The sequence below is a fragment of the Bacillus sp. N3378-2at genome (assembly GCF_033412715.1).
GTDB classification, from domain to species: domain Bacteria; phylum Bacillota; class Bacilli; order Bacillales; family Bacillaceae; genus Bacillus; species Bacillus subtilis.
In genome coordinates this window covers 3,079,864-3,092,098 of sequence record NZ_CP117986.1, presented here as the reverse complement: position 1 = coordinate 3,092,098, position 12,235 = coordinate 3,079,864, and the positions used below count along the sequence as shown (strand labels likewise).

10 protein-coding genes and 1 pseudogene are annotated in these 12,235 nt (G+C 43.8%); 2 read left to right on the top strand and 9 right to left on the bottom strand.

Annotation, left to right across the window (positions count from 1 at the left end):
- Nucleotides 1-3: 3 nt before the first annotated feature.
- Both sacT and PUN35_RS16555 read right to left on the bottom strand, forming a co-directional pair.
- A pseudogene (sacT, locus tag PUN35_RS16560) lies at nt 4-835 on the bottom strand (sac operon transcriptional antiterminator SacT).
- 39 nt (nt 836-874) lie between these two features.
- Entirely contained in the window at nt 875-1,177 is a 303-nt protein-coding gene (locus PUN35_RS16555) for a hypothetical protein (protein ID WP_015250947.1), read from the bottom strand.
- A gap of 529 nt (nt 1,178-1,706) precedes the next feature.
- On the opposite strand from PUN35_RS16555, the gene vpr reads away from it, so the two are divergent.
- Nucleotides 1,707-4,127, top strand: coding sequence for a serine protease Vpr (gene vpr, locus PUN35_RS16550; protein WP_014481265.1), 2,421 nt, complete (start codon nt 1,707-1,709; stop codon nt 4,125-4,127).
- Between the two features lie 37 nt (nt 4,128-4,164).
- Here the strand turns inward: vpr and PUN35_RS16545 are convergent, their stop codons facing one another.
- From PUN35_RS16545 to eis, 4 genes are all read right to left on the bottom strand, one after another.
- On the bottom strand, nt 4,165-5,166 hold the full coding sequence (locus PUN35_RS16545; protein WP_014481266.1) for an LLM class flavin-dependent oxidoreductase: 1,002 nt from the start codon (nt 5,164-5,166) through the stop codon (nt 4,165-4,167).
- A 173-nt stretch (nt 5,167-5,339) separates the two neighbouring features.
- The gene (gene nfsA, locus PUN35_RS16540) at nt 5,340-6,089 is read right to left on the bottom strand and encodes an oxygen-insensitive NADPH nitroreductase (RefSeq protein WP_014478349.1); all 750 of its coding nucleotides are present in this window, start codon (nt 6,087-6,089) and stop codon (nt 5,340-5,342) included.
- Nucleotides 6,090-6,194: 105 nt separating this feature from the next.
- A complete protein-coding gene (rodA, locus tag PUN35_RS16535; RefSeq protein WP_014481267.1) occupies nt 6,195-7,376 on the bottom strand; it encodes a cell shape-determining peptidoglycan glycosyltransferase RodA in 1,182 nt (393 codons plus the stop codon).
- A 208-nt stretch (nt 7,377-7,584) separates the two neighbouring features.
- The gene (gene eis / locus PUN35_RS16530; protein ID WP_014481268.1) at nt 7,585-8,730 is read right to left on the bottom strand and encodes a GNAT family N-acetyltransferase; all 1,146 of its coding nucleotides are present in this window, start codon (nt 8,728-8,730) and stop codon (nt 7,585-7,587) included.
- A 228-nt stretch (nt 8,731-8,958) separates the two neighbouring features.
- Between eis and ywcE the strand changes: the two genes are divergently transcribed.
- Nucleotides 8,959-9,222 carry a spore morphogenesis/germination protein YwcE gene (ywcE, locus tag PUN35_RS16525; protein WP_003227411.1) on the top strand — a complete coding sequence of 88 codons (264 nt, stop codon included), beginning with the start codon at nt 8,959-8,961 and terminating at the stop codon, nt 9,220-9,222.
- A 41-nt stretch (nt 9,223-9,263) separates the two neighbouring features.
- On the opposite strand, the gene qoxD is transcribed toward ywcE, so the two are convergent.
- From qoxD to qoxB, 3 genes are read right to left on the bottom strand one after another with little or no spacing between them, the layout of a single operon-like run.
- The gene (gene qoxD, locus PUN35_RS16520) at nt 9,264-9,638 is read right to left on the bottom strand and encodes a cytochrome aa3 quinol oxidase subunit IV (protein ID WP_003227410.1); all 375 of its coding nucleotides are present in this window, start codon (nt 9,636-9,638) and stop codon (nt 9,264-9,266) included.
- A 1-nt stretch (nt 9,639) separates the two neighbouring features.
- Nucleotides 9,640-10,254 (bottom strand): cytochrome aa3 quinol oxidase subunit III, encoded by a 615-nt coding sequence (gene qoxC, locus PUN35_RS16515; protein WP_003227409.1) that lies wholly within the window; start codon nt 10,252-10,254, stop codon nt 9,640-9,642.
- Nucleotides 10,255-10,267: 13 nt separating this feature from the next.
- Nucleotides 10,268-12,217, bottom strand: coding sequence for a cytochrome aa3 quinol oxidase subunit I (qoxB, locus tag PUN35_RS16510; protein WP_003227407.1), 1,950 nt, complete (start codon nt 12,215-12,217; stop codon nt 10,268-10,270).
- Nucleotides 12,218-12,235 lie beyond the last annotated feature (18 nt).

Below are 12,235 nucleotides of genomic sequence, written 5' to 3'. Positions count from 1 at the left end.
CGGTTATTCCGAGAGATCTTGAAGACGCTGGACATGCAGCGTGATATAGCCGGCCTCGGATTCCGGCAAATGTAATTGATATTCATTTTTCAAAAACTCCGCCAGCTCCAGCGCACATTGATAGGCGAATGAATACTTTTTTTGGATGAAATAAAGCATCTCCTCGTCCATACGATGGAGCGCTTCATTTGATTCCAACCGGCTGACCGCGTATCGCAAATGCGTGACAAGGCGTTGATAGGAAATGCTGTTTTCATCCACCTTTCGATTAAAGTATTGTTCTATTTTCTCTATCATTTCTTTGATCATGGTCGTATGCTTCAGCGCCGAATACATGCTCTCCGCATCCATCTTCGCCGTATGGATGTGAAGGGCAATATAACCCGCTTCATCTTCAGGCAGAGACATGCCCAATGTCTCTTTTACATGTCCGATCGCCCACAGGCCGATCTCATATTCTTTTTTATAGAGCGCCTTTATCTCATGCAGCAATTTATTCTGCACAAGCAGCCCATTTTGAATCCTTTCGGATCGCAAAGGACAAATGGTCAGAAAGCGCGATATGAATGTGATCGCTCAGCGGCGCCGCGAGCTCTCCTTCCGCATAGCTGATGATATCCTCAGCTATTTCTATATGCTCCTCCGGCAGTGTTTGCAGGATTTGTTTGAACTTTTCATTCTCGTCGCGCACGACAAAGATCTTTTCCACTTTATTCATAGGGATGAGATCATTTTTCTTTTTTTGAAAAGCGATTCCCGGTCCCATCACGATTTTTTCCTGATCATCCTCTTTTATTAAAGCCGCATTATTGTTTAATACTTTATAGATTTTCAAGAGGTTATCTCTCCCGCCAATTTGCTTTTGACTGGGATTTTACCTCCTTTTGACCGCCATGTAAAGATACGGGCCCGCTCTCTCCTGCTTTGGCGATTCCTTGAAGGCTTGCAAACATCTTCTTTTATAAAGCGCGGCGGCTTTCGCTTTCTGCTTTTCTTCCTCATTCACAGCCATCCGCCACTCATAAAACGAAACGAGTCCTGCGGCCTGCACAGCCGCCTTTCTTTGGTATGTACGCTGAGCCGAATAGACCGCGGCAGCCGCAGTTTTTCTGTCCGGCGTCACCCAGTTCATCAAAAAGACCATCCACACCCGTAAAGATACAAGCAAACGTTTCATAGAAAAACATCCCTCCGCTTCTTTTTGGCAGGCAGCCTTTTTAGCAGCCCGTTTTCTCAGCCGCAGCCCGCAAGAAAAGACGGCCGATTTCTTTTCTCGCAAACTAGCAGCTCTAGCAAAACTCATGACTCTATGATAGACCGTGGAAAGAGAATTCTTTGTCACAATATGAGTGAAAAAACCAACTAGTTTTTAGAAGTTTTGTTGAAAGCTGAAAGAATTGAAATGAAAATTGGAGAACCGCTTTGAAAACTTTATACACAAGTTATCCCAAAGATAAGAACAACTTAATCACAAGAGATATCCACATGTCCACAAACTCTATCTATATTTTGTATACGAACGTATATTCCTAACTATATATATATACAGGTTTATTCACTTATACACAGGGTTCTGTGTATAATTCCTTCGTTATACACAAACAAAATCCAATAAATGGTCCAAATGACACAAGGATTTTTTTGAATTTTCAAGAAATATATACTAGATCTTTCACATTTTTTCTAAACACAAAGGGGGAAACACATTGAAAAAGGGGATCATTCGCTTTCTGCTTGTAAGTTTTGTCTTATTTTTTGCGTTATCCACAGGTATTACGGGCGTCCAGGCAGCTCCGGCTTCTTCAAAAACGTCGGCTGATCTGGAAAAAGCCGAGGTATTCGGTGATATCGACATGACGACAAGCAAAAAAACAACCGTTATAGTGGAATTAAAAGAAAAATCCTTGGCAGAAGCGAAGGAAGCGGGAGAAAGCCAATCGAAAAGCAAGCTGAAAACCGCTCGCACCAAAGCAAAAAATAAAGCAATCAAAGCGGTGAAAAACGGAAAAGTAAACCGGGAATATGAGCAGGTATTCTCAGGCTTCTCTATGAAGCTTCCAGCTAATGAGATTCCAAAACTTCTCGCGGTAAAAGACGTTAAGGCGGTGTACCCGAACGTCACATATAAAACAGACAATATGAAGGATAAAGACGTCACAATCTCCGAAGACGCCGTATCTCCGCAAATGGATGACAGTGCGCCTTATATCGGAGCAAACGATGCATGGGATTTAGGCTACACAGGAAAAGGCATTAAGGTGGCGATTATTGACACTGGGGTTGAATACAATCACCCAGATCTGAAGAAAAACTTTGGACAATATAAAGGATACGATTTTGTGGACAATGATTACGATCCAAAAGAAACACCAACAGGCGATCCGAGGGGCGGAGCGACTGACCACGGCACACACGTAGCCGGAACTGTGGCTGCAAACGGAACAATTAAAGGCGTAGCGCCTGATGCCACACTTCTTGCTTATCGTGTGTTAGGGCCTGGCGGAAGCGGCACATCGGAAAACGTCATCGCCGGTGTGGAACGTGCAGTGCAGGACGGGGCAGATGTGATGAACCTGTCTCTCGGAAACTCTTTAAACAACCCGGACTGGGCGACAAGCACAGCGCTTGACTGGGCCATGTCAGAAGGCGTTGTCGCTGTTACCTCAAACGGCAACAGCGGACCGAACGGCTGGACAGTCGGATCGCCGGGCACATCCAGAGAAGCGATTTCTGTCGGTGCGACTCAGCTGCCGCTCAATGAATACGCCGTCACTTTCGGCTCCTATTCTTCAGCAAAAGTGATGGGCTATAACAAAGAGGACGACGTCAAAGCGCTCAATAACAAAGAAGTTGAGCTTGTCGAAGCGGGAATCGGCGAAGCAAAGGATTTTGAAGGGAAAGACCTGACAGGCAAAGTCGCCGTTGTCAAACGAGGCAGCATTGCATTTGTGGATAAAGCGGATAACGCTAAAAAAGCCGGTGCCATCGGCATGGTTGTGTATAACAATCTCTCTGGAGAAATTGAAGCCAATGTGCCAGGCATGTCTGTCCCAACGATTAAGCTTTCATTAGAAGACGGCGAAAAACTCGTCAGCGCCCTGAAAGCTGGTGAGACAAAAACAACATTCAAGTTGACGGTCTCAAAAGCGCTCGGTGAACAAGTCGCTGATTTCTCATCACGCGGTCCTGTTATGGATACGTGGATGATTAAGCCTGATATTTCCGCGCCAGGGGTCAATATCGTGAGCACGATCCCAACACACGATCCTGACCATCCATACGGCTACGGATCAAAACAAGGAACAAGCATGGCATCGCCTCATATTGCCGGAGCGGTTGCCGTTATTAAACAAGCCAAACCAAAGTGGAGCGTTGAACAGATTAAAACCGCCATCATGAATACCGCTGTCACTTTAAAGGATAGCGATGGGGAAGTATATCCGCATAACGCTCAAGGCGCAGGCAGCGCAAGAATCATGAACGCAATCAAAGCCGATTCGCTCGTCTCACCTGGAAGCTATTCATACGGCACGTTCTTGAAGGAAAACGGAAACGAAACAAAAAATGAAACGTTTACGATTGAAAATCAATCTTCCATTAGAAAGTCTTACACACTTGAATACTCATTTAATGGCAGCGGCATTTCCACATCCGGCACAAGCCGTGTTGTGATTCCGGCACATCAAACCGGGAAAGCCACTGCAAAAGTAAAGGTCAATACGAAGAAAACAAAAGCTGGCACCTATGAAGGAACGGTTATCGTCAGAGAAGGCGGAAAAACGGTCGCTAAGGTACCTACATTGCTGATTGTGAAAGAGCCCGATTATCCGAGAGTCACATCTGTCTCTGTCAGCGAAGGGTCTGTACAAGGTACCTATCAAATTGAAACCTACCTTCCTGCGGGAGCGGAAGAGCTGGCGTTCCTCGTCTATGACAGCAACCTTGATTTCGCAGGCCAAGCCGGCATTTATAAAAACCAAGATAAAGGTTACCAGTACTTTGACTGGGACGGCACGATTAATGGCGGAACCAAACTTCCGGCCGGAGAGTATTACTTGCTCGCATATGCCGCGAACAAAGGCAAGTCAAGCCAGGTTTTGACCGAAGAACCTTTCACTGTGGAATAAGAAAAAGCCCTGCCCAATCGGCAGGGCTTTTTAAAGATCAGTCAGCAAACGCCTCCTGCAATAATCGATACGATCGGAGCTTATCTTCAAAATGATGCGTGATGGTCACCACCATGATTTCCTCTGTTTCATACGCTTTACTCAAAGCTAACAGCCGCTTCTTAACCTGTTCTTTCGTACCAACAATCATTCGATTTCGATTATCAGCAATTCGTCTCTGTTCATAAGGAGAATACGTATTTTTCCGAACAGCTTCATACGAAGGGACTCCCTCTAAAGGAATACCCTGCTCTCCCGCCAAAAGTGTAAAATCAAGCACAGCCCCAAGCTCCTCTGCCTTCTCCTCCGTGTCAGCACAAAGAACAAAAACAGCAACTGCCGCTCGAGGCGTATCTCCTAACACAGATGGTTTGAATCTCCTCTTATACTGTCTGACAGTACCCTCTCCGCCCTCTCCATTGATAAAATGGGCAAACATATAGCCAGCGCCAGATTCAGCTGCGAGCAGCGCGCTTTCTCCAGATGAGCCGAGCAGCCACACATCCGGAGCCGTTGAAATATGCGGCGCAGCGGTCAGATTCGGAAAACGGTGTTTATCATCCGCCAAATCATGCAAATACATGGTCAGCTCCTTGATTTGCTGCGGATACTGATCAGCATTGCGCTTACCGCCGTCATTCAGCGCCCATGATGCAATCGGCATTCCCCCCGGTGCTCTGCCAAGCCCCAGGTCAATTCTTCCTGGTGTCAGCCCCTCCAGAACACGAAAGTTTTCAGCTACTTTATAAGCACTGTAATGCGGCAGCATGACTCCTCCTGATCCAACACGGATTCGCTTTGTTTTCGCCGCTATATGACTGATTAGCACCTCAGGACTGGACCCTGCCAGCCGTTTTGAAAAGTGATGCTCAGAAACCCAAAATCTCTTATATCCAAGGTCCTCAGCAGCTTGGGCAAGCGCAACGGTTTGCTGTAAGGCCGTTTCTGCATTGCTGCCCTCTGATACTGGAGATTGATCTAATATACTTAATGAAACCATCCCTACCACCTCATCCTCATCGTATCACTGATCTTCTACTTTTTCTCCAAAGCCGCTCACACTGCTTATCAGTGTCCCCTATCATTCGCCATTTATTTGTGAAAGCATGTCCCTATTTGTCGGAATATGTTACACGTGAAACATAAAAACCCCTCCAGACGGAGAGGTTTGCTTTAGTTTTTATTAAAGCCCTTTTCTTTCACGTAGTCATTTAAATACGTACGCGGCTTTTGCTTCATAAAGTTCAGTATTTGATCGGACCACGTTTCTTCCCGCTGCCCGTTTGTTCTTTCTCTATAGTAATCAGAAATGGTTTTGTCATACGTATTCATAGTATGACGGAAATCGTCTGTGTTCACATTATACGTATTCTCATGATAAACGGCCTGCTTTGGCAATCTCGGTTTTTTGCCGGAAAGGTTCGCAGGATGGCCTACTGCCAGTCCGAAAAGCGGGAGCACATGGTCAGGCGTTTGCAGCACCTCTGTCACCTTGTCCAGTTCATTCCGAATGCCGCCGATATAGCAAATGCCAAGCCCCATGGATTCAGCGGCAATGCTCATATTTTGCGCTGCCAGCGCCGCATCAATCAAGCTAACCATAAACATTTCTGTATTCTCGAGCAGCTCAGAAATATGTTCACCTTTTTCCTCAGCCAGTTGTTGATGGCGGTACAAATCCGCACAAAATACAAAAAAGTGTCCGTTCTTCTCAACGTAAGGCTGATTCCCAGCAAGCACGGACAGCTCACGTTTTTTCTCAGGATCAGAAACCCCGATAATCGAATATGCCTGCACATAGCTGGATGTAGACGCAGCCTGCGCACTTTTCACTAATGTATCAATTTCTTCAGCTGTCAAAAGCTGATCAGTAAAAGACCGGATTGACCGATGATTCAAAATGGTTTCGATTGTGTTATTCATCACAAGAACCTCCTTATCACTTTTTATCATATCCGAAAAAAAGTGATCTCAAAAGTGAAATGCTCTGCACAAAAAAAGACAGCCTCTGTAAAGGCTGTCTGCATATTAAGAATTAAAAAGATAACTTCTGTATTTCGTCAGCTGCACACTTGCATTATATACAATCCCAAATCCGATTAACGTGGAAAGTGTCGAGCTTCCCCCATAGCTGACAAACAGCAGCGGAATCCCGGTAACAGGCATAATGCCGATGTTCATTCCGATATTCTGGAATGTGTGGATCACAATTAACGCCGTATAGCCAACGCAAAAGAAAGAAGCGAAACGGTTAAACGGATGTATTTTGTCTATCAGAACGACAAGCCTGTAGATTAAAAAGAAGAACATGATGACAACAACTGCACAGCCTATAAAGCCAAATGACTCACCTATTATAGAAAAGATAAAGTCAGTCGTACTCTCTGGAACATAAACCTTCAAATTAGAAATACCATTACCTAAAATACCACCAGATCCTATTGCCATGATGGCCTGGTCAACTTGCCAGCTGTCATTTGAATCTTCCTGTGTCTCATTTGAAGCAGACACCCAAGAAGTGACGCGCTTAATTTGATAATCCTGTATTCCAACTGATTTAGCAACGTCAGGAAAGTTTATCATTACTAATAAAATTAATGAAATGAGTAAGATACCTGAACCAGCTATGATCGCAATCAATTTCCAGTTTATCCCTGACATAAAAACCATTACAAGAACGATAAACATACATATTCCCGCAGTCCCAGCATCCTGCATCAAGATAAGACCTACAGGAATAACTGCGACACCCGCAATCTTTAATAACAAGTGGATATCATCCCTAAGCGTCCGAACTCCTTTAGGATTTGCTTTTCCAATAACTGAAGCAAGCATCATAATCAAACCAACCTTCATAAACTCTGACGGCTGTATTGTTATTCTACCGATCCTAAACCAACTTTTTGCCCCTTTAATAACAGGTGCAATAGACTCGGGACTGATTTTAAGAATAATCAAAGATAAAATACCAATGATAAAAATATATAAACTTAACTTTTCAAGCTGTTCTAAATCAAAGTACAAAAGAACTGTAATGGCAACAGCCCCCAAAAAATAAAACACAATTTGCTGAATCCAATCCGTGTTCCCATACTGCCCAAACTGACCGGCAGCATAAATTGATACTACGCTTATAATAAAAAACACACCAAATATAAAAATCAAATCCCCCTGGTAAAAGGGGCTTTGCTGTTTCTTATATCGACTCATTCTATCCCGCCTTACATTTTCATCGGAAAATCACTAATGTTTATTATACATGAACCACGTTCAAGATGACACGTGAAGCTCGCTTCCTTTTAAGTTTTTTCCGCACTTGTGGCGCTTTTCAGCTACACGAAATATGACGTATGATAAACCGAAATGTTTCGATTGACACAAAACTTTTCAAATAAAAAAACCCCTTTTAAATTAGGGGTTAAAAGAAATCCATAAGAAATGGAGGTTTTAGTTGAAAGTCGTCATCAAGCCGTTTGATTTCCGATACCGGCCCTTTTATCATGCCTGCTTCAAAAAGGAAACGGGCACTTCTGGCGCCTAGGAAGAAAGCGGTTAAAGAAGATATGCTGCATTCTATTAGATGGTCAGATGACTCTTCTGGAACGATCTGCACCTGCTGCGAATCGACGCGGAAAGTCTGTTGATTCCACGGTGCCCATTGGTCCGTTACCTTAAAGTCAAAGGGAGCTGTTACCCGAGATTTTGGATATTCCCGTAAAAAACCTTCAACGTCAACGATGCGCGCCATACTATAAGGATATATCTCTTGTTTGACCCGGGGTTCGGCAGTTAAAAAATCAAGATCTTCCTCCATCCGTACAGTCAGTTCCGCTTCATTTAGCATCGAATCATGCTGGCAAATAAAATTCCACAAGCCTCTCTGTGCCTCTCTGTTCAAATAAACAAATTCCTCAACTCGCATCGTTTTATTTTTGATGGCATACACAAGATATCCACAGGGCACCCCATCTTCAGAGATGTACATAGCTTTCATTCCATGGATCTTCTCTGTCCAATGCTCCTTTGAACGCTTCATCAGCCCATTATGCTTCGTTCTGTACTGATTATAGATGGCATTCACTGCATCTGTTTCATCCTTTTGAAGCCTCCTCACGTCCCCAGGGGCATCGCCTAGTTTTTGAAACTGTTCTTTAAGGTAAGTCAGGCGTTTTTGATAGAAACAGAGTTCCCAGCCAAATTTGCGGTAAAAGGAGATCAGGAACGGATGCAAAAAGCTGATGGTTTGGTTTCTTTTCTTCATAACCGTTAGAGCGTCTAGAATAAGTTCCTTTACTGTTCCTTTTCTTCTGTATTCAGGCCAGGTTGCTACCCCGGCAATACCTCCCATCTTCATCTCCTGCTCTTCCAGCATGACAGAAAAGGGAATGATGTGAAGCTTAGAAAGGAGCTTCTCTTGTTCTTTGATTCCGATGATGTAATGGTTCTCTAAAGCTTTTACTTTCTCTTCTCGTTCCTCAACACTAAGTTCTTTCTGAAAAGCATATTCAGACATGCGGATCACTTCTCGCCAATCTTCTCTTTCAAGCTTTATTACCTGATACATCTGCATCCCCCTTCTTTTAAAAAGAAAGCTCCGTACATTCTCCTATCTTACAACGTTTAAAAATAAGACGATAGATCCAGTCCATTTCTGCAAAAACACGTATCAATTTCTGGAAAACATGGTATAATAATTGTAACATAATGTTCAAAAAACAATCACAAAACAGACACAACTCAGTTCCTCTATTTCATTTTTGTAAACGTTATCACAAAATGAAAGGAGACGGGTATGATGGACATGTTTTTTGCTTACTTACTGGTTGCCAGCGCAACGCCTCTCTTTATTTGGCTTGATAACAAAAAAGTCGCACTCTCAGCTATTCCGCCAATCATTTTAATGTGGGTATTCTTCTTCTTTTACGCAACAGAAAGCCTTTCTCCACTTGGACACACTCTCATGATTATCTTGTTTGCCGTTAACGTCATTGTCGCTCATATCGCCGCATTTATCATTTACGGCCTTCCGTATCTTCGCAGAAAGCGAAGCAGCTGAAGACAGCAAAAAACCCTCTTCCAATGAAGAGGGTTTTTGTATTATTCGTTATGGCCTGAATGCTCTGAGTGTTCAGCGCCTCCAGGAGGATTTCCGTCCATATGGTCACCATGGTGATAGTGAGCCGCGAAAATCCAGATGGATCCAAGTACGATAACGATCGCGCCAAAGAATCCGAACAGCGTGTTTCCGACTTGGATCGTGCCGTTTTCGCTCTCTGTCATATGCATGAACATGAGAAGCTGCAGCGCCGCCTGAATGAAGGCGAAGCCGAAGATAATCCAAAGTTTTGCTGATGAGCTCAGGTCAGTATACACTGCAACCCATAGAGCCAGCAGGGTCAAAACGATAGACAGGATAAAACCTACAATGTGTTTCCATGGAAAGTGACTGTGTTCAGCAGATTTGTTTGCCATTTTACAGACCCCCCAATCCCATGAGATAGACACCTGTAAAGATGAAAATCCATACAACATCTAAGAAGTGCCAGTACAAGCTTGAGATAAAGATTTTAGATGAAGTTTGCGGAGTTAAGCCGCGTTTCTTCAACTGAATCAGAATTCCTGTGATCCAGAAAATCCCGATTGTTACGTGAGTTCCGTGAGTTCCAAGTAAAACAAAGAATCCAGACCAGAACGCACTTGTACTGAGAGCCGCTCCTTCATGTACATAGTGAACAAACTCGTTGATCTCGCATCCGACGAAGCCGGCACCGAGAAGAAGAGTGATAATTGTCCAAATGACTACGCCTTTTAAACTTCCGCGGCGCATTTCATGAACAGCGATCCCGCAGGTAAAGCTGCTGATCAGCAGCAAGAACGTCATAATCATTACCAGATTGACTTCAAATAGTTCGTCTGGCAAGACACCTCCAGCTGTTCTGTTTTTAAGAACGAAGAAGGTTGCAAATAGTGTTGAGAACAACACAATTTCTGCCCCTAAAAAGATCCAAAACCCGAGAATATTAAGTCTGCCGGTTTCAGATTGATATTCCATAGGCGCGTTAGAATTGCCGTGTTCTGCATGTTCCATAACTCACGCCTCCTTATTCGGAAATCTTTCTTTCCGTCTCTTTTATTTCATCAACACTAATGTAGTAGCCGTTGTCGTATTCGAATGAACGCAGAACCATGCAGAGCAGGACTCCGATCAATCCGACTACGCCCATCCAGTACCATTCAAAGACAAGTCCAAAGCCAGCGAGACCGAAGGCAACAGACATAAAGAACGGTCTGCCTGAGTTGCTTGGCATATGGATTTTCTTGAATTTGCTTTCAGGGTATAATTCAGTTTTTTCTTCTTTCATATGCAGGAATGCATCTTGAGATTTGACTTCAGGAAGCACCGCAAAGTTGTAATGCGGCGGAATCGCAGAAGAAGTCGCCCAATCAAGCGTACGTCCCACACCCCATGAATCTCCGCTGATTTCACGAGTAGAGTAACGGAAGCTGTAGTAGATGTTATAGCAAAGGATTAAGAATCCTACACCCATCATGAAAGCTCCGACTGTTGAGATAAAGTTCAATGTTGTCCAGCCGTCATTCGGTCCGTATGTGTAAATACGGCGAGGCATGCCTTGAAGCCCCAAGAAATATTGCGGGAAGAAACAAATATTGAACCCGATCATAAAGATCCAGAAGAACCATTTTCCAATTCTTTCGTTCAGCTTGTGGCCGAACATTTTTGGATACCAGAAAATAAATCCGGCGAAACAAGCAAATACAGTACCCGCAATCAGCACATAGTGGAAGTGAGATACAAGGAAGTACGTATTATGGTATTGATAATCCGCTGCTGCCATCGCAAGCATAACCCCTGTAACCCCGCCGATAACGAAGTTAGGAATGAACGCAAGCGCCCACAGCATAGGTGTTGTAAAGCTGATTCGGCCTTTATACATTGTAAAGAGCCAGTTAAAGATTTTAACCCCGGTTGGGATTGAGATTGCCATTGTTGTAATTGAGAAGAATGAGTTAACGGACGCACTGTTCCCCATTGTGAAGAAGTGGTGAGTCCAAACTAAGAAACTCAATACAGAGATGGCGATAATAGAACCAACCATCGCTTTGTAACCAAACAATTGTTTTCTTGCAAAGCTTGAGATGATTTCTGAGAAAATACCAAACGCCGGAAGAATAACGATATATACTTCAGGATGTCCCCAAATCCAGAACAAGTTAGCCCAAAGCATCGGCATACCGCCTGCTTCCAATGTGAAAAAGTGAGCGCCGAACAAACGATCAAATGATAAAAGTGCCAATGCTACTGTAAGTACAGGGAACGCAAACACGATAATAACCATTGTGATCAGTGTTGTCCATGTGAACATCGGCATACGCATTAATGTCATGCCTTTTGTTCTCATTTTTAAGATTGTTACCATAAAGTTGATCCCTGTCATCAGGGTACCGATACCGGCAATCTGAAGTCCGAGGAGGTAGTAGTTCTCACCCGGCCCAGGGCTCATGTCGTTACTTGCAAGCGGCATATAACTCGTCCAGCCTGCGTTCGGAGAACCTCCGATAACGAAAGAAATATTGAAAAGCATCGCCCCTACAAAGAACGTCCAGAAGCTCAGGTTGTTCAAGTAAGGGAACGCAACGTCGCGGGCACCGATTTGAAGAGGCACAACAACGTTGATAAGACCGATTAAGAACGGCATCGCCATGAAGATGATCATGATTGTACCGTGAGTTGTAAAAATTTCATTATAGTGGTTTGAGTCTAAAAAACTGTTATTCGGAAGCGCTAGCTGGGCACGCATCATCAGACCGTCGACACCGCCGCGGAATAACATAATTACAGCAGATATAATATACATGATTCCGAGTTTTTTATGGTCAACAGTAGTTATCCATTCAGACCACAGCCATTTCCACTTTTTAAAGTAAGTCAGTACAAAAATAATGGCAATGGTTGAAAGCGCAATGGAAACTTGTGCGCCCAGAATTAATGGGTCACCAGTTACGAAAAATTCGTCCCATTTGAATTTCATGCAGGCTTCCTCCTTTCC

Bases quoted from the DNA above. Each gene is read 5' to 3' on its own strand.
- qoxD (WP_003227410.1), bottom strand. From the start codon at position 9,638: ATGGCAAACAAATCTGCTGAACACAGTCACTTTCCATGGAAACACATT.
- rodA (WP_014481267.1), bottom strand. From the start codon at position 7,376: ATGAGTCGATATAAGAAACAGCAAAGCCCCTTTTACCAGGGGGATTTG.
- ywcE (WP_003227411.1), top strand. From the start codon at position 8,959: ATGATGGACATGTTTTTTGCTTACTTACTGGTTGCCAGCGCAACGCCT.
- PUN35_RS16555 (WP_015250947.1), bottom strand. From the start codon at position 1,177: ATGAAACGTTTGCTTGTATCTTTACGGGTGTGGATGGTCTTTTTGATG.
- PUN35_RS16545 (WP_014481266.1), bottom strand. From the start codon at position 5,166: ATGGTTTCATTAAGTATATTAGATCAATCTCCAGTATCAGAGGGCAGC.
- nfsA (WP_014478349.1), bottom strand. From the start codon at position 6,089: ATGAATAACACAATCGAAACCATTTTGAATCATCGGTCAATCCGGTCT.
- qoxC (WP_003227409.1), bottom strand. From the start codon at position 10,254: ATGGAACATGCAGAACACGGCAATTCTAACGCGCCTATGGAATATCAA.
- qoxB (WP_003227407.1), bottom strand. From the start codon at position 12,217: ATGAAATTCAAATGGGACGAATTTTTCGTAACTGGTGACCCATTAATT.
- eis (WP_014481268.1), bottom strand. From the start codon at position 8,730: ATGTATCAGGTAATAAAGCTTGAAAGAGAAGATTGGCGAGAAGTGATC.